This is a genomic window from Lachnoanaerobaculum sp. (genome assembly GCF_057250505.1).
Window position 1 is genome coordinate 48,122 of record NZ_DBHIEQ010000009.1, and the last position, 21,277, is coordinate 69,398.

A 21,277-nucleotide genomic window follows, 5' to 3' on the forward strand; every position below is an offset into this window, starting at 1 on the left:
TCAATCAGCCAATCACCGCCACGGGAAGAATCTCATCTACAGACCCGAACCTGCAAAATATTCCTGTAAGGACAGAGATGGGAAGCAAAATAAGAGATATCTTTGTACCTAAAGAAGGCTATGTGTTTGTGGATGCGGACTACTCACAGATAGAACTTAGAGTTCTGGCTTCAATGTCGGGAGATGAAAAGCTTATAGAAAGCTATCATATGGCGACAGATATTCATGCGGCTACGGCTGCCAAGGTATTTCATGTGCCTCTTGATGAGGTGACACCTGAACTTAGAAGAAATGCCAAGGCTGTAAACTTCGGAGTGGTATACGGCATATCGGCATTCGGACTCTCCGAGGACCTAAGTATTTCAAGGAAAGAGGCGCTTGATTATATCAACAATTATTTCAAAATCTATGAAGGTGTAAAGAAATTCTTAGACAAGCAGGTGGCTGATGCCAAGGAAAAGGGCTATGTAAAGACTATGTTCGGCAGAATAAGGCCTATACCTGAGATAAAAAGCTCAAACTTTATGACAAGATCCTTTGGTGACAGAGTGGCGATGAACTCGCCGATACAGGGAAGTGCTGCCGATATTATGAAGATTGCTATGATAAAGGTGGATGAGGCGCTTGATAAGAGCGGATATGATGCGGATATTGTACTTCAAATCCACGATGAGCTTTTGGTGGAAGTAAGAGAAGATGAGGCCGACAAGGTAAAAGAACTTGTGGAAAAGTCAATGAGAGAGGCTGTCAGTCTTAAGGTTCCGCTTGAGGTGGACGCACATATCGGCAAGACATGGCTGGAGGCAAAGTAATGAATATTTTGCTCTTGGGAGGTATCGGTTCAGGTAAAAGTGAAGCATTAAAGATACTTAAAGAAGAACATAACGCAAACATTATTGAGGCCGATAAGGTGGCACATTTTTTGTATGAAAAGGATAGGGCAGGATACACTGCCCTAAAGTCTTTATTCGGCGATACTATATTGGACGATAAAAAAGATATTGATAGAAAAAAATTAGGTGATATACTTTACTATGATAAAGACAAACTACGTAAAGTAGATGAAATAATACATCCGTTAGTAAATGCTGAAATAAAAAAAAGACTTTTAGATAACAGGTTGAATGTGGTGGAGCAGGCGCTTATGCCTGATGAAAACTTCTATGATTCTGTCTGGTATCTGTATACAGATATAGAGATAAGAATAAAAAGACTGATGTTATCAAGAGGTTTAAGCAGAGAAAGAATAGAGACAATAATATCAAAACAGCCTAAAGAATCTGATTTTGAGTCTATTGCCGATAAAATTATAAAAAATAACGGAGACAAGTCTGAATTGGAGAAAAATATAAGAGAGGCTTTGAGGTGACGTATTGAGACTGGTAAGCTTGGCAAGCGGTAGCGACGGAAATTCCACATATATCGGCAGTGAAAAGACGCATATATTGGTAGATGCCGGTATATCAAATAAGAAAATAGAGACAAGGTTAAATGAACTTGGGCTTTGCAGCAAGGATATCTCAGGAGTATTTTTGACACATGAGCACAGTGACCATATAGCGGGACTTGAAGTATTTGTAAGAAAAAATGAGATACCTGTTTTTGCATCAAGGGGTACACTTGATTATTTGAAGGACAGAGACAAATACTCAAGGATTTCAGATTATTTTAATATCGTAGATTCAAAAAATAATATCATTTTGGGAGACCTCAATATAAAGGCGTTTGATATTGACCACGACGCAAACGAGCCGTTCGGATACAGAGTGGAATGCGGTAATAAAAAGATAGCCGTGGCTACAGACCTTGGAAGATATACAAAGGATATTGTAAAAAATCTTTCAGACTTGGATGCACTGCTTGTAGAGGCGAACCACGATATCAGAATGCTTGAGACAGGTCCGTACCCTTATGAACTTAAGAGGAGAATCCTAAGCAATAAGGGGCATCTTTCAAATGAGAATTCAGGTAAGTTGATATGTGAGATATTAAATGATAAGATAAAAAAGATTTTCTTGGGACATTTGTCGGATAAGAACAATCTGCCTGAGCTTGCGCTTGAAAGTGTAAGGTTTGAAATTTTTGCAGATGACAGACACTACAATCCTAAGGATTTTGATATAGAAGTGGCAAAAAGAGATGCGCTCTCGGGAGTTTGCTACGTGTAGTGATATTTAGAAATGGAGAAGTTTATGAACAAGGTAATAATAACTGTAGTAGGTAAGGATACAGTAGGTATTATAGCGAAGGTATGTACATATCTGGCTGAGAATAAGATAAATATACTTGATATATCACAGACCATAGTAAGCGGCTACTTTAATATGATGATGATTACAGATATGGAAAATGCAAGTGTGGACTTTGAAAAAACAGTGGAAGATTTGGATGCTCTTGGGGACGGTATCGGGGTAAAGATAAAGGCACAAAAAGAAGAAATTTTTGAATCAATGCACAGACTCTAGGAGGAAACTATGTTTGATATGTTTGAAGTAATAGAGACCAACAACATGATAGACAAAGATCTGTTGGATGTCAGAACTATTACAATCGGTATAAGCTTACTGGACTGTATTGATACAGACCTTAATAAACTTTGTGACAATATTTATAATAAAATTACAAATGTGGCAAAGAACCTTGTAAAGGTGGGAGATGATATCTCAAGAGATTTCGGTGTGCCTATTGTAAATAAAAGAATATCGGTTACCCCTATGGCTTTAATAGGCGGCAGTGCCTGTAAGAGTGTAAACGACTTTGTTAAGATAGCAAAGACTCTTGATAAAGCGGCAAAGGATACAGGTGTAAATTTCCTCGGAGGATATTCGGCCGTAGTATCAAAGGGTATAACTGCGGCGGACAGACTTTTGATGGAGTCCATACCTCAGGCGCTTAATGAGACTGATTTTGTATGCAGCTCGGTAAACTTAGGTTCTACAAAGACAGGCCTTAACATGGATGCTGTCAGACTTATGGGTAAGATAGTAAAAGAAACAGCAAAGATTACAGCGGACAGAGATTCTATCGGATGTGCAAAGCTTGTGGTATTTTGCAATGCTCCTGATGACAATCCGTTTATGGCAGGGGCATTCCACGGGGGGACCGAGGCGGGGGGCGTTATAAATTTAGGGGTGAGCGGGACGGGAGTAGTAAGAGCGGCTCTTAAGCAAGCCAGAGACAAGGACTTTGAGGTACTTTGTGAGACTATAAAAAAGACCGCGTTTAAGATAACCAGAGTCGGACAGCTTGTGGCAAGAGAAGCTTCAAAAAGGCTCGGAATACCTTTCGGAATCATCGACCTTTCACTTGCACCTACTCCTTCAGTAGGTGATTCCGTAGCGGAAATCTTACAGGAGATAGGTCTTGAGAGAGTGGGAGCGCCGGGAACTACGGCGGCACTTGCTCTTTTAAACGATCAGGTCAAAAAGGGCGGTGTAATGGCTTCTTCATATGTCGGAGGACTTTCAGGTGCGTTTATACCTGTTTCTGAGGATCAGGGTATGATTGACGCGGTGAATGCAGGTGCTTTGACCTTAGAAAAGCTTGAGGCGATGACCTGTGTTTGTTCTGTAGGTCTTGATATGATTGCAATACCGGGAGATACTTCGGAAGAGACTATCGCGGGAATCATTGCGGATGAGGCCGCTATAGGTATGATAAATCAAAAGACTACAGCTGTCAGAGTAATCCCGGTTATAGGAAAGGGAGAAGGAGAAGTGGTTGAGTTCGGAGGACTTTTAGGTTACGCTCCGATAATGTCTGTAAACGGCTTTTCCTGTGAGAAGTTTGTAAACAGAGGAGGCAGAATACCTGCTCCTATACACAGTTTTAAGAACTGACATAAAACAAAGGCTGTTGCAAAAAGTGCAACAGCCTTTGTTTTACTTTATCATCTTAAATCCCGGGAAGTAGCGGAAGATTACCTTTGCGATTATCTTATCCTTGTGTACAAAAGGGTGGACCCAACGCCTTGAGTCCGCGGAATTGTTCCTGTTGTCTCCCATACAGAAGTATGAGTCTTCAGGTACTTCAAAGTGCATCGGTGCCTCAGGAATCATAGGCTCTTTTATATAATCTTCTTCAAGCGGAGTCTCGGAGTTGTTTAAGTATACCTTGCCGTCTTTTATATCAACAACATCTCCCGGCTCACCGATAATTCGCTTCACATAGTAAAGACTCTCATCGTCAGGGAACTTGAATATTATAACATCACCGCGCTTAGGCTCCTGGAAAAGATATGTAAGTCTGAAGCCGACCACTCTGTCACCTGTCATTATTGTGTTCTCCATAGATGCTGAAGGAACTCTTGAGTTTGCTATAATAAAGAGGTTTAGAACCAGCGCTATTACGGCAGCCACCACTATTATGGAAATCCAACTGAAGATTTCTTTTACAACATCAAAATCTGAATTCTTATTCATTATCTTCTCCAATCCGTTTTTAACATAGTCTTTAAAACTTCTACTATTTTACGCTAATTAAAAGTAGAATACAACCAAATGATAATATAATTATGAAAATAGTAATAAACATTTTTTTAAAAACGCAAGTATAAAACATTATATGATAATAATCACATTTATATTGAGTAGCTTATAACATTTGCTTTTAACTTTGGCAAAAGAATAGTATAATCTATATAAATGTTATGGAGAGGATAAGCGGCAGTATCTTATCTGAACTATTACTCATATTGTAGGAAGAAAGGTTAGGCTATGGATAAGAATTTATATGATTTGATGGATTGGGCAGCAATAGAAGAAATCACTTATTCTGAATGTGACAGACCGAAAAAGATTCTTGGTTCACATAAGGTGGAAAACGGTTTTTTGGTTCAGACTTTTATACCTCATGCAAAGAGTGTTGAATTGTTGATTGACGGCAATAAAAATCCTGTTGCTATGGAATGTGCGGATGAAGCGGGATTTTTTGCATGTCTTGTAGGTAGAAGCAAGGAGTTTAAGTATCAGTTTATAGTGACATATGATAACGATACCGTGCAAACAATCTATGATCCATATTCTTTTGACAGTATTTATACAGAGGAAGATTTGTCAAAGTTTGAGGCGGGAATAAACTATGAGATTTATGAAAAAATGGGTGCCAAGCATATGACGCTGTCAGGGGTGGAAGGCGTAAATTTCTCGGTTTGGGCGCCTGAAGCTATGAGAGTGTCTGTAGTAGGTGATTTTAACCTGTGGGACGGCAGAAGGCATCAGATGAACAAGCTTGGAGACTTCGGAGTATATGAACTGTTCATACCGGGGTTGAAAGCCGGAGACCTTTATAAGTTTGAAATAAAAACTATGAAGGGAGAGCCGATGTTGAAAGCGGATCCGTATGCTTTCTACTCCGAACTTCGCCCGAATACTGCAAGCATAGTAGCCGATATTTCAGGATTTGAATGGAGCGATGAGGACTGGATGAAAAACAGAGATGTATTCCAGTCCACAGAGACTGATAAATCTCCTGCAATGAATATATATGAGTTGCACCTCGGCTCATGGATAAGAAAAGAGATGCAGTATGATGAAAGCGGTGAAGAAGTAAACGGTTCGGTATTCTATAACTACCGTGAGATAGCACCGAAACTTGCCACCTATGTTAAGAAGATGAACTATACACATATAGAGCTTATGCCGATTATGGAACACCCTCTTGACGGAAGCTGGGGATATCAGGTGACGGGATATTACAGTCCTACAAGCAGATACGGTACTCCGGATGATTTTATGTATTTTATGAACTATATGCATAAGAAGAATATTGGTGTAATACTTGACTGGGTTCCGGCACATTTCCCGAGAGATCTGCACGGACTGGGTTGCTTTGACGGCAGCCATGTATATGAACATCCGGATCCTAGAAGAGGTTCACATCCGCACTGGGGTACTTTGATATACAACTATGCAAGACCGCAGGTCAGCAACTTCCTTATTGCAAACGCACTTTTCTGGGCTGAAAAGTACCATGTGGACGGTATAAGAATGGATGCGGTAGCTTCCATGCTCTACCTTGACTACGGCAAGAATGCCGGAGAGTGGTTGCCGAATATATACGGCGGCAATGAAAATTTGGATGCGATAGAGTTTTTGAAGCATCTTAATTCAATATACAAGAAAAAACATCCTTCAAGTCTTTTGATTGCCGAGGAGTCTACAGCATGGCCGAAGATTACAGGTGATTTAAAGGACGGCGGACTCGGATTTGACTACAAGTGGAACATGGGTTGGATGAACGACTTCCTTGAGTTTATGAAGCTTGACCCTTATTTTAGAAGCGGAGACTACAACGGACTTACATTCTCATTACTTTATGCATACAGTGAGAACTTTATATTGGTACTCAGTCATGACGAGGTGGTACACGGTAAGGCGACTCTTGCAGGAAAGATGCCGGGTGCAACTCAGGAGGAGAAGTTTAACAATCTGAGAGTGGCATACGGATTTATGATGACACATCCCGGAAAGAAGCTTTTGTTTATGGGACAGGAGTTCGGACAGATGAACGAGTGGAATGAGGATGTATCACTTGAGTGGAATCTGCTTGAGTATGAAAACCACAAAAAGATGCAAAGATACTCAAAGGCACTCAATAAGCTTTATCTGGACTATCCTGCACTGTATAAGCTTGACTACAATCCTGACGGATTTGAGTGGATAAACTGTACTTCAAAGGATGAGACAATTGTAGTATTCTTAAGAAAGACCGAAAAAGAAGAGGATACTCTGGTAGTGGTATGCAATTTCACACCGGTAGTATATGAAAGAGAAATAGGAGTTCCTTATAAGGGTACTTATACGGAGATTTTCAATTCGGATGATAAGAAGTTTGGCGGAAGCGGAGTAGGAAATAAGAGAGCGAAAAAGTCCGTTAAGAAAAAGGTGGACGGAAGAGAAAACTCCCTTAAGATTAAGGTTCCTCCAATGGCAATGGTAGTATTTAAGTGGGATAAATAGTGATTTTTAATATTTTTAAATTATGTAGAGCCGGGATTTGTCTGACAAGCGTGACGGATTCCGGCTTGCCGAGTATATCGGAAAGTGATGTGGCGGAATCTGTAGCCAATGATATTCAAAAGCTTAAGCCGAGTGTGATGATGGAAACCTTAAAGAAGTTCTATCCTTTCTTTCTTGCACTGGTATATGACATAGTAATAGTGATTATTACATTTTTTATAGCAAGTCAGGTTATCAGACTTTTATCAAAGATGCTTGATAAGTTCTTAAAAAAGATAAATATTGATATAGCCGTAAGGATATTTTTGTTGTCCACAATGAAAGTGGCACTGTATGCCTTGGTTGTACTGGGACTTGCGGAAAGAATCGGTATAAGCAGTGCGTCCATAGTGGCAATACTCGGTTCTGCAGGTGTTGCGATAGGTTTGGCATGGCAGGGCAGTCTAAGTAACTTTGCCGGCGGAATGATTATACTTTTCAGTCATCCTTTCAGCAGAGGAGATTATATCATTACCCCGAAGGCCGAGGGTATTGTAGATACCATAGGTATAATATATACGGTACTTTTGACACCGGATAACAAAAGAATATCCATACCCAACGGTGCGTTGGCAAATGATGTCATCACCAATGTTACGGCAAACGATATCAGGCGAATAGATATAAAGGTGGGAGTATCATATAACACCGATATCAGAAAAGCGAAAAAGCTTATAAAAGAAGCATTTGATGAAAACGGATTGATACTTAAGGACAAGGATATAGTTTCGTATGTGGATGATTTGGCATCTTCCGCCGTTATGCTTGGCGGTATGGCATGGTGCAATACAGGAGACTATTTGACTGCAAAGTGGGCAATAGTCGAAGAAATCAAGATAAAGTTTGATAAAAACGGTATCGAGATACCTTATGACCAGCTCGAAGTACATATAAATGAATCAAAGGGATCTACAAATCAGAACAAAGTAGAATTACTTTAGTGTAGTAGAGAAATAAAGTGTTGACAGATATACTTTAGTGTGCTACCATAAGAAAGTGTTAAGACAAAGCAACAAAGCAAAGAAAGTAATGAGGTGTATTATGAAGAAAATTTATTTGTTTGGAGTATTGGCGGCACTTATGTTGGCAGGTTGTTCTACCGCAAAGACAACCGAGAGCACATCTGCATCTGCAGAAACAAGTAAAACTGCAAGCGAGAGCAGCGAAGCAGTGAAAACGGACAGTAAGAATACTTTTACTGTAGGATTTGATCAGGACTTTCCTCCGATGGGATTTGTAGGAGATGACGGACAGTTTACAGGATTTGACCTTGAAGTGGCTGCCGAGGTTGCAAAGAGAATGGGCAAGGAGATAAAGTATCAGCCTATAGCTTGGGATGCAAAGGATATGGAGCTTTCATCAGGCACTATAGACTGTATTTGGAACGGCTTCAGTATACAGGGAAGAGAAGATAAGTATACATGGTCAAAACCTTATATGAAAAACGATCAGGTATTTGTAGTAAAATCCGATTCGGGTATAGATTCAATAGAGGATCTTGCAGGTAAGAAGGTTGAAGTACAGACAGATTCTTCAGCAGAGGCCGCATTAAAAGAAGACCCTGATATGGTAAAGACATTCGGAAACCTTCAGACTGTAGCTGATTACAACACCGGATTTATGGACCTTGATATGGGCGGCGTTGATGCTATAGCAATGGACAGTGTGGTAGCAAACTATCAGATTACAAAAAGAGGCGGAAACAGCTTTACAGTGCTTGATACACCGCTTGCAAGTGAAGAGTACGGTGTAGGATTTAAGCTCGGTAATGAGGCTTTGAGAGATGAAGTTCAGGCAAAGCTTGATGAGATGAAAGCCGATGGAAGCTTGAAGACTATTTCAGAGAAGTGGTTTGGTAAGGATGTTACTACTTTAGAGTAATGTAAGAGACGCTGACAGTTCATCTGCCGGCGTTTTTTATGCACAATATATCTTATAGGAGAATTTATGAATGTTCTTAATATTGCAGCAAAGCTTGCACCGGGTATGCTTGTAAGTATACAGATATTCCTGGTCACATTGATATTTTCGCTTCCGCTTGGACTTTTGGTTGCATTCGGAAGAATGAGCAAAATAAAAACGGTATCTTATCTGTGTAAGATTTATATATCTATAATGCGCGGTACGCCGCTTATGTTACAGCTTATGGTGGTGTATTTCGGACCTTATTATATCTTCGGAGTATCAATTTCGGGAAGCTATCGTATGGTGGCTACCATAATAGGTTTTGTAATAAACTATGCCGCATACTTTGCGGAGATATACAGAAGCGGAATCCAGTCAATGCCTGCCGGACAGTATGAAGCTGCAAAAATATTGGGATATAGTAAATCTCAAACCTTCTTTGTTATCATATTGCCGCAGGTGATAAAGAGAATATTGCCTTCTGTAACCAATGAGGTAATAACCTTGGTAAAGGATACTTCACTTGCATTTACAATAAGTGTGGCGGAGATGTTCACTATGGCAAAGGCGCTGGCAAGCAGTACTACAAGTATGTATCCTTTTGTATGTGCGGCACTGTTTTATTATATATTTAACGGTATCGTTGCATTTGTAATGGAGTTTATTGAGAAGAAATTGGAATATTATAAGTAGGTGATTATGTCATTATTAAGTATGAAGTCGGTAAAAAAGTCCTTTGACGGAGTGGAGATATTAAAGGATATTTCACTGGAAGTCGGTGAAGGTGAGATTTTAAGTATTATAGGTCCTTCAGGTTCAGGTAAGTCTACACTGTTACGCTGTGCCACACTGCTTGAAAATATGGATGACGGTGAACTTAGCTACAACGGAAATTCGGTTTGTAAAAGTGTGGCCGGAAAATCGGTTTATGAGAGTCCTGCAACTTTGAAAAAGATTTCAGAGTGTTTCGGGCTTGTATTTCAAAACTTCAATCTTTTCCCACATATGAATGTACTGCAAAATATCTGTGATGCACCGATAAGAGTACAAAGAAGAGATAAAGCAAGCGTGAAAAAAGAGGCTTTTGAACTACTTAAGAAAATGGGACTTTCAGACAGAGCCGATGCTTACCCGTATCAGCTTTCAGGCGGACAGTCACAGAGAGTGGCGATAGCCAGAGCATTGGCACTCAATCCGAAGATTTTGTTTTTTGACGAACCGACCTCGGCGCTTGATCCGGAGTTGACAGGAGAGGTTTTAAAGGTTATAAAGCCTTTATCGGATCTGAATATTGCAATGGTCATAGTCACTCATGAGATGGCTTTTGCAAAAGAGATTTCAGATAAGGTTATTTTCATGTCGGGAGGTGTTATAGTGGAATCCGGAACTCCGGATGTGGTATTTGCATCGGACAATGAAAAGACAAAGAACTTTATAGGGGCATTAAACAAATAGACGGAAGGTGAAGAAATGAAATATATAGTGGTACTTGGCGACGGAATGGCCGACAGAGATATAAAGGAGCTTGGCAATAAGACAATACTTGATGTGGCAAAAAAGCCGAATATTGACGGCCTAAAGGGCATAATGGGTATGGTAAAAACAGTTCCGGATACATTAAAGCCCGGTAGCGATGTGGCCAACCTTGCCGTAATGGGTTATAACCCTTTGGAGTGCTATACGGGGCGTTCTCCGCTTGAGGCCGTAAGTATCGGAATAAAGATGAAAGATAGTGATGTGGCAATCAGATGTAACCTTGTTACACTCTCGGATGAAGATGATATAACAAAAAGAAAGATGCTTGACTACTCGGCAGGGGAAATATCAACAGATGAGGCAAAGGAGCTTATAAAGTCTGTGGAAGAAGCGCTTGGAGACAGCGAGTTTAAATTTTATCCGGGAATCTCATACAGACATTGTCTCATTTGGGATAAAGGTCAGACAGGGCTTAATCTGACACCGCCACATGATATTTCAGACAGAGTTATAGGAGAGTATCTGCCGAATAATGATAAGATTTTTAATCTTATGGAAAAAAGCTATGATATATTAAAAAATCATCCTGTAAATATAAAAAGAATAAAAGAAGGTAAGAACCCTGCAAACTCCATATGGCTTTGGGGTGAAGGCAAGAAGCCTCGAATAGAGAATTTTAAAGAAAAGACAGGACTTAAGGGTGCTGTAATCTCCGCCGTTGACCTTATAAAGGGCATAGGAATCAGTGCAGGTATGGAAAGCATTGATGTGGAGGGTGCAACAGGTACTCTTGATACCAACTATGAGGGAAAGCTTGAGGCCGCTAAAAAGACATTGTTAAAAGACGGCAACGACTTTGTGTATATTCACCTTGAAGGACCGGATGAATGTGGACATCACGGTGATATAGAGGGTAAGATTTTAGCGGTTGAAAGAATTGATAAGAATATAGTGGGACCGCTTTGTAAGGCACTAAGGGATGCCGGTGAGGATTTTGCAATGCTTATAATGCCGGATCACCCTACTCCTATTGAGACCAAGACTCACTCATCAGATCCTATTCCTTTTAAAATCTACAGATCAAATGATGAGAAGGGAAGTTTAGAGGTATATAGCGAAAAGAACGCTGCAAGGAGCGGCATATTTATAGAAGACGGATACACTTTATTGACAAAATTTATAAATAATGATATACAGAATCTATAGATAAAATATTAACTGTTAATAACGGAGGGCAGGTATGGAAAGAAATAAACTTAATGTAGCGTTCGGATTTGGAATATTTGGTGTTTTTTTCTTAAGCGGTATAATATTGTTAAGTACCAACTTTATCAGCCGGTCATTGACATTTGTAGTAATGAGCAATATGAATTATATGACGGATATTCCTGCTATAAATGAACCGATATTATTTGTATTAAGCATTGTATGTTTCATTGTATCATTTATAGCAATGATAAAGAGTATATTGTTGTTAAAAGAAGGATGCTGATATTTATATACTTGATATATAGTTTTTATTACTATATACTAATGTTATGGAAACCAATATTGAAATTATAAATGATATGATAAAGCATTTTGAAAAGCTTGATATTGTAAAGTCTGAGGATATTCCCGACATATCGCTTTATATGGATCAGATGACAAGTTTCATAGATGAGAAGTTGAGAAGTTTTAAAAAAGAGGAGGATGATAAGCTTCTTACAAAGACTATGATCAACAACTATACCAAGAACAAGCTTTTGCCGCCTTCAGATAAGAAGAAGTATACAAAGGACCATGTGATGCTGCTTATCCTTATATATTTTTATAAAAATGTGCTTTCATTTGCCGATATAAAGAGTCTGTGCGACCTAAGTATATATGACAGTTTTGAAAAAGAGGACGGCTCACTTTCAAAGCTGTATGATATTTTGGTAAGTATGGAGTCCGATAAAAAAGATGCGATTATATCCGATTTAAGGGATAGACTTGAGTCTGCGAAGAAAAAGTCAAAAGACTTTAACAGTGAAAGTGTTGAGTTATTCACATTTTTATCGGATATTGTATTAGAAGTATATTTTAAACAACATCTTATTGAGTATATTTTAAATAAATTATAATGCAAGCGTCAAAATATCTTTATTTCTATATATACTTATATAAAAATAACATATAAAAGATATGAATTAGTAAGAAAATTTTAACTATACATGAGACCTTAAATTAAATATACTTAGAGTACAAAGACAGCTTGACTGTGAAAATATAAGGAGGAATGTATGAGGTTAGCTAAGAAATTGGCGATTTTCGGGACGGTCTTAGTATGCTCATTTGCGGCTATGCCTGTATATGCGGCGAATAAGACCATCAGTTCAGTTGGAATAAAAGTAAATACGGATTTGGATATAGGAGACAATACAGACACACTCAGTATCAACTACGGAGGCAATTCAGGCGGAGATATTAATGTATATACCGCATCGGACAGGTTCAATGTGGTGGATGCGGAGATTACAAGCGGAAAGAAGCGGCTTAATATAGGAGATGAGATAAAGCTTAAGATTACACTTGAGCCTGCAAGCGATTATTCCTTTAAGGGGACTTATTCATCATCCAATATAAGCGTTACCGGAGGTAAGTATCTTTCATCTTCAAAAAAAGACGGTGACTTGGTTGTGGCTGTTAAGTTAAATCCTATAAAGGGCACATATGAGCAGCCAGAGGATGTGGAGTGGAAGGACAGCGGCATAGGTATTGCCAAATGGGATGAGCCTTCGGGAACTTCAGGATATTACGAGTTGATACTGCTTCGCGGAAGCACACAGGTTACAAAGGTGGAAAATTTCAAGGGTAACAGCTACAGCTTTAGAAACGATATGACACAAAAAGGTACATATAAGTTCAAAATCAGAACCGTAAGTCATGGTGACGACTACGGCAGAAGTTCGGACTGGGTGACTTCAGATGAGTTTTATCTGGACGAGAGCAATGTATCAAAGGGCAATAACAGCTCTTCAAATCAGGTCGGAAACAGTGTAGGCTGGAACAAGTCGGGAGATACATGGTATTTCAGATTCCCTGACGGAAGCCTTAAGACAAACGGATGGGAATATATAGGAGATAAGTGGTATCTTTTTGACGACTCGGGCAGAATGCTTACAGGTTGGCAAAAGAGAGACGGTGAGTACTACTATTTGAACTCATCAGGTCAGATGACGATGGGATGGCAGCAGTCAAACGGCAAGTGGTATTACTTAAACGCGGAGGTGCCGAGAGGTAAGATGTTAAGCAACACATGGCTTCACAGCAGTGACGGCAAGTACTATTACTTGGACAGTAACGGTGCTATGTGTGAGAAGTGGACACAGATTGGCGGAAACTGGTATTATTTCTATCCGGGTTCGGGATTTATGGCTACAAACACTACAATTGATTCATTCAGACTGGGCGCAAACGGTGCCTGGATAAGATAAAAACGGGGCGAAAGCCCCGTTTTTTATAAATCTTTGAAATGAAATTCTTTTTTACCGTCTGCATAGTCGGCTACAATATCGCCGTTGCCGTAAAGCTTATACTTGTAGGTGCAAAGTCCTTCAAGACCTACAGGTCCTCTGGCATGGAGTTTTCCGGTACTGATTCCGACCTCGGCACCGAAACCGTATCTGAAACCGTCTGCAAATCTGGTTGAGCAGTTTTTGTATACATTTGCGGAGTCGACTCTGTTCATAAAATAGTCGGCATTTGAATCTATATTTGTGAGTATGGCGTCAGTATGATGTGAGCCGTAGGTATTGATATGATTTATCGCCTCGTCAATGTTACCAACCGTCTTTACATTGACAGTCTTTTCAAGGTACTCGGTATGAAAAGAGTTGTCTGTAGCAAGGACTGCATTATCAAATTTATCTATGATATTCTCATGTGCAAATACCTTGATTTTCGCATCGTTAAATGCTTTATTTAAGCTCGGGAAAAGCTTATCTACAGCATTTTTGTGAACCAGTATTGTCTCTGTAGTATTGCAGGCTGAAGGATACTGAGTCTTTGCATCCACCAAAATTTTTACGGATTTGTCAAGGTCAAACTCTTCGTCCACATAGGTGTGGCATATTCCGTCGGCGTGTCCCATTACAGGAATACTTGTGTTGTCCATAATATATTTTACAAAGGAATTTGAACCCCTCGGTATAAGCAAGTCCACATATTCATAACAGGAAAGCAGCTCGCTTACATCACTTCTGGCCTCAAGCTGAACAAGTGCATGCTCAGGAAGGTTTGAATCTTTGACGGCTCTTTTTATACTTTCAAATAAAGCTCTGTTTGTAAGCAAAGCCTCGCTGCCGCCCTTAAGTATGGCTGCATTACCGCTCTTTATGCAAAGTGAAGCAATCTGAACCAATGCATCAGGTCTTGCCTCAAATATAACACCTATAACACCAATAGGAGTGGTGGTTCTTGTAAGTACCAATCCCTCATCAAGTTCTCTTTTGAGAGTGATCTTTCCGATAGGGTCGGCCATCTTTATAAGGTCGTTGATTCCCGCTATAACGGTATCCATCTTATGCTCGTCAAACAAAAGCCTTGACAGGATGGAAGATGAGATATTTTCAAGACGGGCGTTTTCGATATCTCTCTTATTTTCATCCAATATATGTTCTTTATCTTTTTTGAGATTCTCAATAATATTTTTTAAGCAGGTATTTCTCATCTCATTGCTGCTTGCCATAAGCAAAAATGAGTCCGCTTTTACTTCTTTTGCAATTTCTTTCATAACTCTCCTTATTTAAAAACTGATTGTACCAGCACCATATAAAGTATTGTACCGGCGGATATGGATAAAATCATCTGTCTTTTCCAAAAATGAAGAAAAACTATAACTGCAATACATATGGCCTCGGGGATTGCGTGGTTGTCATTAAATACCGACACATCCTTAAGCGAATATACCACTAAAAGTCCAAGTACTGCAGCCGGAAGCACTTTTCCGAGGTACTTTATATATTTCGGAGTTTCCTTATTTGCAGGAAAAGCGATAAATGGCAAAAATCTTGTAATCATAGTCGCTATTGCCACGACTGCAATTATAATTATATGTTGTATTGTATTCATTTATCACTAAACCTTCCTCGCATCAGTGTCAGAGCCGCCAATATAATCAACATTGACGGTATTATAAAGTTGGTACCTTTGAATATAATCAGGCAAATAAACGATACACTCAGTCCTATAATTGAAGCGGTGTGATTTTTTTCTTTAAGCCAATTCTCCAAAAATATTACGACAAAGAGTGCGGTCATAACAAATTCAATGCCTTTTGTATCAAAAGGTATAAAGCTTCCGAAGATGCCTCCCAATGTAGCGCCGGCGACCCAATAAAATTGGTTTAATAAGGTCACAAAGAACATAAACCACCCCTTGTCAATACCTTTAGGTATGTCGACAGTGGCGTTGATAGAAAATGATTCGTCACACATTCCGTATATCAGGTAGTATTTTTTAAGACCGGGTATATTGTACTTTTCAAGCATGGACAGCCCGTAGAACAGATGCCTTGCATTTATCATAAGCGTGAGGAAAAATATATTTATAGGGTCAAAGTTGCCAAGCAACCATGAAACGGTGGCAAACTCTACAGAGCCGGCAAATATTATAAAGCTCATAAACATCGGGTACAGGAAGTTAAATCCTGAGCGATTCATATATATGCCGTAGGCGGTACCTAAAAATAAAAATCCTGCCAAAATAGGTATAGTATTCGGAAAGGCTGCAAAAAATGCCGACTTTATTTGTTTTTGCATATAACTCCTAAAAACAAAAATGCATACCCATATGCGGGTATGCACTGTTTGATTTATTTCTTTAAATCCTCAACAATCTTATCAGCCATAGCGACTACTTCATCATACTGTGCATCTTTTAAAAGTGACTTTATACTGATTGTTTCATCCGCTATATTCACCTTCTTTAACTGGCCGATTATTTCACGCATTCCCTTACCGGCTGTAAGCGCCCAAGATCCGTTCTCAACTACGAACACATCTCTGTTTTGGAAGTTGTGTGCTACAAGGTCCATAAGGAAGTTCTCCATAGGTGTGAATATACCGCCGTTATAGGAAGAAGCGGCAAACACAAGAACCTTTGCCCTGAACGCCTCTGACAGCAGGTAAGAAACATCAATTGAAGAAATATCATATACCTTGGTATTTCTTACACCTCTTTGTGCCAAAAGAGTGGCAAGCAAGGTCGCAAAATCTTCAGTATGTCCGTATACGGAACCTGAGTAGATTACAACTTCGTTATCTTCAGGAGTATATGAACCCCAAGTCTCGTACTTCTTTATACAAGCCTGAATATCTTCTTTTGTTCTGAATACCGGACCGTGCAGTGAACAAATAATCTCAATATCCAGATCTGAAAGTTTCTTTAAGATATTCATAACCTGTAGACCGAATTTGCCGACAATATTTGCGTAGTATCTTCTTGATTCGGAATTCCACTCAGACTGATAGTTCAGCTCATCTGCAAAAATATTTCCTGACAATGCACCGAAACTTCCAAAAGCATCTGAAGAAAAGAGTACTTTCAGCTTTTCATCATATACCATCATTACCTCAGGCCAGTGAACCATCGGTGCAAAGAAGAACTTGAAACTATGCTCACCTGTGCTTAAACTGTCACCTTCTTTTACTTCGTGGAATCTGTGATCAAGTGAAAAGTCGAAGAACTGACCTATCATAGCCTTGATTTTTGCATTACCTACTATCATCATATCGGGATGCATATTCAAAAGGTCGCCAAGTGTTGCGGCGTGGTCAGGTTCCATATGTGTTATTACCAGGTAGTCAAGGTGTCTGTCACCAAGTGTTGCTTCCAGATTTTCAAAGAATAAGCCCTCAACCGATCTGTCTACGGAATCAAAGAGTATGGTCTTCTCATCCAGTATAAGATATGAGTTGTAAGCCATTCCATAAGGAATAGGATAGGCATTCTCAAAAAGTCTCTGTCTTCTGTCACTGGCTCCTACATAATATAAATTATCCTTAATACATTGTTCCTGATGCATAATTCCTCCATATACAACATAGATATAAATATCTTTCCATTTAATTAACCTACTATAGTATAAAGCAAAAGTTTTTATTTGCAAGATATTTATCGTATACAATTTTATAAAATTTTATTTTTATAGGAATGATTTTTGTTTTTATGCTTTGCTATATTATATGAATATGGTATAATGGTGAACGGAAAATACAGGAAAATACATACGGAGGTTTTCACATGGCAAATAAGTGGGTATACCTTTTTACAGAAGGTAACGCAACAATGAGAAATCTTTTAGGCGGTAAGGGAGCAAACCTTGCAGAGATGACAAATCTCGGTTTGCCTGTACCACAGGGATTTACAATTACAACAGAGGCTTGTACACAGTACTATGAGGACGGCGAGAAGATTAACGATGAAATCATGGGCCAGATCATGGATCACATCAACAAGATGGAAGAGATCACAGGAAAGAAATTCGGTGATAAGGAAAATCCGCTTTTAGTTTCAGTTCGTTCAGGTGCAAGAGCATCTATGCCCGGTATGATGGATACTATTCTTAACCTTGGTCTTAATGAAGAGGTTGTAGAGGTTTTGGCTGAGAAGTCAGGCAACCCTAGATGGGCATATGACTGCTACAGAAGATTTATCCAGATGTTCTCGGACGTAGTTATGGAAGTAGGTAAGAAGTATTTTGAAGCTCTTATCGACGAGATGAAGAAGGAAAAGGGTGTTAAGCAGGACGTAGAGCTTACAGCTGAAGACTTAAAGGAACTTGCAAATCAGTTTAAGGCAGAGTACAAGGCAAAGATCGGAGAGGAGTTCCCTTCAGACCCTAAGGTACAGCTTGTTGAAGCTATCAAGGCCGTTTTCCGTTCATGGGATAACCCTCGTGCAAATGTATATCGTCGTGATAATGATATCCCTTATTCATGGGGTACAGCAGTTAACGTACAGATGATGGCATTCGGTAACATGGGTGACACATCAGGTACAGGTGTTGCATTTACAAGAGATCCTGCTACAGGTGAGAAGAAGCTTATGGGTGAGTTCCTTATGAACGCACAGGGCGAGGACGTTGTTGCAGGTGTTCGTACACCACAGCACATCGACCAGTTAAAGCAGGTAATGCCTGAAGTTTATGATCAGTTCGTAAAGATTTGTCATACACTTGAAGATCACTACAGAGATATGCAGGATATGGAGTTTACTATCGAGGACAGAAAGCTTTATATGTTGCAGACAAGAAACGGTAAGAGAACAGCATTTGCAGCACTTAAGATCGCATGTGACCTTGTAGATGAGGGCATGATTGACGAGGCCAAGGCTGTTTCTATGATAGAGCCTAGAAACCTTGACACACTTCTTCACCCTACATTCGATCCTGAGGCACTTAAGAAGGCTACACCTATCGGTAAGGGTCTTGCAGCTTCACCGGGTGCGGCAAGCGGACAGATCGTATTCACAGCTGAAGAGGCTAAGGAATGGGCAGATGCAGGAAAGAAGGTTGTTCTTGTAAGACTTGAGACATCACCTGAGGATATCGAAGGTATGAAGGCTTCACAGGGTATCCTTACAGTTCGTGGCGGTATGACATCACACGCAGCCGTTGTTGCTCGTGGTATGGGTACTTGCTGTGTATCAGGTGTGTCAGAGATTGTTATGGATGAAGAGAACAAGAAGTTCGAGCTTGGCGGAAAGACATTCCACGAGGGAGACGTTATCTCATTTGACGGTACAACAGGTAATATCTATGACGGCGCTATAGCTACAAGAGAAGCTCAGATAGCAGGTGAGTTCGGAAGAATAATGAGCTGGGCAGACAAGTACAGAAGACTTAAAGTTCGTACAAATGCGGATACACCACATGATGCAAAGAAGGCAAGAGAGCTTGGTGCTGAGGGTATCGGTCTTTGCCGTACAGAGCATATGTTCTTTGAGGGCGACAGAATAGACGCATTTAGAGAGATGATCTGTTCAGATACTGTAGAAGAGAGAGAGAAAGCTCTTGAGAAGATCTTACCTGTACAGCAGGGAGATTTCGAGAAGCTTTATGAGGCTCTTGAGGGTAACCCTGTTACTATCAGATTCCTTGATCCGCCTTTACATGAGTTCGTTCCTACAGAGGAAGCTGAGATTGAGAAGCTTGCACATACTCAGGGCAAGAGCGTAGCACAGATTAAGGCTATCATCGCTTCACTTCATGAGTTCAACCCTATGATGGGACACAGAGGTCTTCGTCTTGCAGTTACATATCCTGAGATTGCAGTTATGCAGACAAAGGCAGTTATCAGAGCCGCTATCAACGTAGCTAAGGCTCATCCTGATTGGAACCTTAAGCCTGAGATCATGATTCCGCTTTCATCAGACTCTAAGGAGCTTAAGTTCGTTAAGGATATCGTTGTAAAGACAGCTGACGAGGAGATTGCAAGAGCAGGCTCAGACATCAAGTACGAAGTAGGTACAATGATCGAGATCCCTAGAGCATGTCTTACAGCTGACGACATCGCTAAGGAAGCTGAGTTCTTCTGCTTCGGTACAAACGACCTTACACAGATGACATTCGGTTTCTCAAGAGATGATGCAGGTAAGTTCCTCAATGCTTACTATGACAAGAAGATCTTCGAGAACGATCCGTTTGCTAAGCTTGACCAGGTAGGTGTAGGCAAGCTTATGAAGATGGCTATCGAGCTTGGTAAGAAGACAAGACCTGAGCTTCACGTAGGTATCTGCGGCGAGCACGGTGGAGATCCTTCATCAGTTGAGTTCTGCCACAGAATCGGTCTTGACTATGTGTCATGTTCACCGTTTAGAGTGCCGATTGCAAGACTTGCAGCAGCACAGGCAGCTATCGCTGAGATGAATAACAAATAATATATAGAAATACAGTTTGGAGCAGACGCGAGAGCGTCTGCTCTTTTTTGGTTCTTTGTCAAGTTTTGGGGTGGGTTGATTTTCAGCTCACTTTTTATTTTACAAAATGTTTTAATAAATAATATCACCTTACAACTCATCTTAAAAAACAATTCTTAAATGAATCTCAATATTTTTTTATCGAATAACAATATATTTTTATTGCTAAACATTAAATCATATGTTATCATGTTCCCAGTATTAATGAATTTTTTACAGCTTGTAAATATCTATATGTAAAGTAGGAGGTTGTGATGAATTGGACACAAAATAAAAGTATAGCTTTATCTAAGGTATGTGTATTTGTTTTTGCCATATTGGGTATACTGCTTAATATTTACATACACCATGATATAAAATTTATTATCTTAAGGCGCATTTATATTCCTCTTTCCAAGGAAGAACTTATCGGAAAGTATATCATTTTCAGTATGATTGCTGTTTACATACTTGATATACTTGCCTATACCGCACTGTTTCTCCTATATAAGCTCTTATGTAATATACATAAGTCTAAAGTATTTATAGCAGAAAATGTCAAGTATCTTAGAATGCTTTCATGGTGCTGTTTTATTGTCTCATTTGTATGCTTTATGTTAACATTTTTCTATCTACCTTTTGTATTACTTGTTACAGGCTCTGCATTTATGGCTCTTATACTGAGAGTAGTTAAGAATGTCTTTACAGAGGCTATAGAAATAAAGCAAGAAAATGAGTATACCATATAAGGAGAAAAGTTATGATTATGGTAAATATAGATGTGGTAATGGCAAAAAGGAAGATGTCTGCCGGAGAGCTTGCCGAGCGAATAGGTATCACAGCTGCCAATTTGTCCATTCTTAAAAATAATAAAGCCAAGGCGGTACGATTCTCCACTTTGGAGGCTATATGCAGAGAACTTAACTGCCAAGTGGCAGATATACTGGAATACATACCTGACGAAAACTAAAGGAGGT

22 protein-coding genes are annotated in these 21,277 nt (G+C 39.6%); 17 read left to right on the plus strand and 5 right to left on the minus strand.

Annotated elements, in window-relative coordinates:
* From ACO6FI_RS05565 to ACO6FI_RS05585, 5 genes are all read left to right on the plus strand, one after another.
* Positions 1-812: DNA polymerase (locus ACO6FI_RS05565; protein WP_485456482.1), on the plus strand; the 812-nt coding region annotated here is incomplete at its 5' end.
* On the plus strand, positions 812-1,369 hold the full coding sequence (gene coaE / locus ACO6FI_RS05570; protein ID WP_485456483.1) for a dephospho-CoA kinase: 558 nt from the start codon (positions 812-814) through the stop codon (positions 1,367-1,369). The genes ACO6FI_RS05565 and coaE, both read left to right, overlap by 1 nt.
* A gap of 4 nt (positions 1,370-1,373) precedes the next feature.
* Positions 1,374-2,168, plus strand: a complete 795-nt coding sequence (locus ACO6FI_RS05575; RefSeq protein WP_485456484.1) for an MBL fold metallo-hydrolase — start codon at positions 1,374-1,376, stop codon at positions 2,166-2,168.
* Positions 2,169-2,192: 24 nt separating this feature from the next.
* Positions 2,193-2,465, plus strand: coding sequence for an ACT domain-containing protein (locus ACO6FI_RS05580; RefSeq protein ID WP_242867617.1), 273 nt, complete (start codon positions 2,193-2,195; stop codon positions 2,463-2,465).
* A 9-nt stretch (positions 2,466-2,474) separates the two neighbouring features.
* Positions 2,475-3,839 (plus strand): DUF711 family protein, encoded by a 1,365-nt coding sequence (locus ACO6FI_RS05585; protein ID WP_485456485.1) that lies wholly within the window; start codon positions 2,475-2,477, stop codon positions 3,837-3,839.
* 42 nt (positions 3,840-3,881) lie between these two features.
* On the opposite strand, the gene lepB is transcribed toward ACO6FI_RS05585, so the two are convergent.
* Positions 3,882-4,421 carry a signal peptidase I gene (gene lepB, locus ACO6FI_RS05590; protein ID WP_485456486.1) on the minus strand — a complete coding sequence of 180 codons (540 nt, stop codon included), beginning with the start codon at positions 4,419-4,421 and terminating at the stop codon, positions 3,882-3,884.
* 294 nt (positions 4,422-4,715) lie between these two features.
* Here lepB and glgB point away from each other — a divergent pair, with 294 nt between their 5' ends.
* From glgB to ACO6FI_RS05635, 9 genes are all read left to right on the plus strand, one after another.
* Positions 4,716-6,959 carry a 1,4-alpha-glucan branching protein GlgB gene (gene glgB / locus ACO6FI_RS05595; protein ID WP_485456487.1) on the plus strand — a complete coding sequence of 748 codons (2,244 nt, stop codon included), beginning with the start codon at positions 4,716-4,718 and terminating at the stop codon, positions 6,957-6,959.
* Positions 6,959-7,939, plus strand: a complete 981-nt coding sequence (locus tag ACO6FI_RS05600) for a mechanosensitive ion channel family protein (protein ID WP_485456488.1) — start codon at positions 6,959-6,961, stop codon at positions 7,937-7,939. The genes glgB and ACO6FI_RS05600 overlap by 1 nt, the downstream gene beginning before the upstream one ends.
* 100 nt (positions 7,940-8,039) lie before the next feature.
* A complete protein-coding gene (locus tag ACO6FI_RS05605) occupies positions 8,040-8,879 on the plus strand; it encodes an amino acid ABC transporter substrate-binding protein (RefSeq protein ID WP_485456489.1) in 840 nt (279 codons plus the stop codon).
* A 66-nt stretch (positions 8,880-8,945) separates the two neighbouring features.
* Entirely contained in the window at positions 8,946-9,596 is a 651-nt protein-coding gene (locus tag ACO6FI_RS05610; protein ID WP_485456490.1) for an amino acid ABC transporter permease, read from the plus strand.
* A 6-nt stretch (positions 9,597-9,602) separates the two neighbouring features.
* Positions 9,603-10,358 carry an amino acid ABC transporter ATP-binding protein gene (locus ACO6FI_RS05615; RefSeq protein WP_485456491.1) on the plus strand — a complete coding sequence of 252 codons (756 nt, stop codon included), beginning with the start codon at positions 9,603-9,605 and terminating at the stop codon, positions 10,356-10,358.
* A 15-nt stretch (positions 10,359-10,373) separates the two neighbouring features.
* Positions 10,374-11,585, plus strand: coding sequence for a cofactor-independent phosphoglycerate mutase (locus tag ACO6FI_RS05620; protein WP_485456492.1), 1,212 nt, complete (start codon positions 10,374-10,376; stop codon positions 11,583-11,585).
* 34 nt (positions 11,586-11,619) lie between these two features.
* Positions 11,620-11,871, plus strand: a complete 252-nt coding sequence (locus ACO6FI_RS05625; RefSeq protein ID WP_485456493.1) for a hypothetical protein — start codon at positions 11,620-11,622, stop codon at positions 11,869-11,871.
* Between the two features lie 46 nt (positions 11,872-11,917).
* The gene (locus ACO6FI_RS05630; protein WP_485456494.1) at positions 11,918-12,484 is read left to right on the plus strand and encodes a DUF1836 domain-containing protein; all 567 of its coding nucleotides are present in this window, start codon (positions 11,918-11,920) and stop codon (positions 12,482-12,484) included.
* A gap of 159 nt (positions 12,485-12,643) precedes the next feature.
* Positions 12,644-13,837, plus strand: coding sequence for an N-acetylmuramoyl-L-alanine amidase family protein (locus ACO6FI_RS05635; protein WP_485456495.1), 1,194 nt, complete (start codon positions 12,644-12,646; stop codon positions 13,835-13,837).
* Positions 13,838-13,860: 23 nt separating this feature from the next.
* Here the strand turns inward: ACO6FI_RS05635 and ACO6FI_RS05640 are convergent, their stop codons facing one another.
* Genes ACO6FI_RS05640 through ACO6FI_RS05655 form a run of 4 tightly spaced genes read right to left on the minus strand, consistent with a single transcriptional unit; the run spans position 13,861 to position 17,427 of the window.
* On the minus strand, positions 13,861-15,135 hold the full coding sequence (locus tag ACO6FI_RS05640) for a glutamate-5-semialdehyde dehydrogenase (RefSeq protein ID WP_485456496.1): 1,275 nt from the start codon (positions 15,133-15,135) through the stop codon (positions 13,861-13,863).
* An 8-nt stretch (positions 15,136-15,143) separates the two neighbouring features.
* On the minus strand, positions 15,144-15,473 hold the full coding sequence (locus ACO6FI_RS05645) for a branched-chain amino acid transporter permease (protein WP_485456497.1): 330 nt from the start codon (positions 15,471-15,473) through the stop codon (positions 15,144-15,146).
* Entirely contained in the window at positions 15,470-16,162 is a 693-nt protein-coding gene (locus ACO6FI_RS05650; RefSeq protein ID WP_485456498.1) for an AzlC family ABC transporter permease, read from the minus strand. The genes ACO6FI_RS05645 and ACO6FI_RS05650 overlap by 4 nt, the downstream gene beginning before the upstream one ends.
* 53 nt (positions 16,163-16,215) lie before the next feature.
* A complete protein-coding gene (locus ACO6FI_RS05655) occupies positions 16,216-17,427 on the minus strand; it encodes an FprA family A-type flavoprotein (protein WP_485456499.1) in 1,212 nt (403 codons plus the stop codon).
* Between the two features lie 218 nt (positions 17,428-17,645).
* On the opposite strand from ACO6FI_RS05655, the gene ppdK reads away from it, so the two are divergent.
* The 3 genes from ppdK to ACO6FI_RS05670 all read left to right on the plus strand — a co-directional run bounded on the left by ppdK (position 17,646) and on the right by ACO6FI_RS05670 (position 21,270).
* Positions 17,646-20,282 carry a pyruvate, phosphate dikinase gene (ppdK, locus tag ACO6FI_RS05660; protein ID WP_485456500.1) on the plus strand — a complete coding sequence of 879 codons (2,637 nt, stop codon included), beginning with the start codon at positions 17,646-17,648 and terminating at the stop codon, positions 20,280-20,282.
* A gap of 293 nt (positions 20,283-20,575) precedes the next feature.
* Entirely contained in the window at positions 20,576-21,049 is a 474-nt protein-coding gene (locus tag ACO6FI_RS05665) for a DUF2975 domain-containing protein (protein ID WP_034212775.1), read from the plus strand.
* Positions 21,050-21,060: 11 nt separating this feature from the next.
* Complete coding sequence (locus ACO6FI_RS05670; protein WP_007590663.1) at positions 21,061-21,270, plus strand: helix-turn-helix domain-containing protein; 210 nt, start codon at positions 21,061-21,063, stop codon at positions 21,268-21,270.
* Positions 21,271-21,277: the final 7 nt, after the last annotated feature.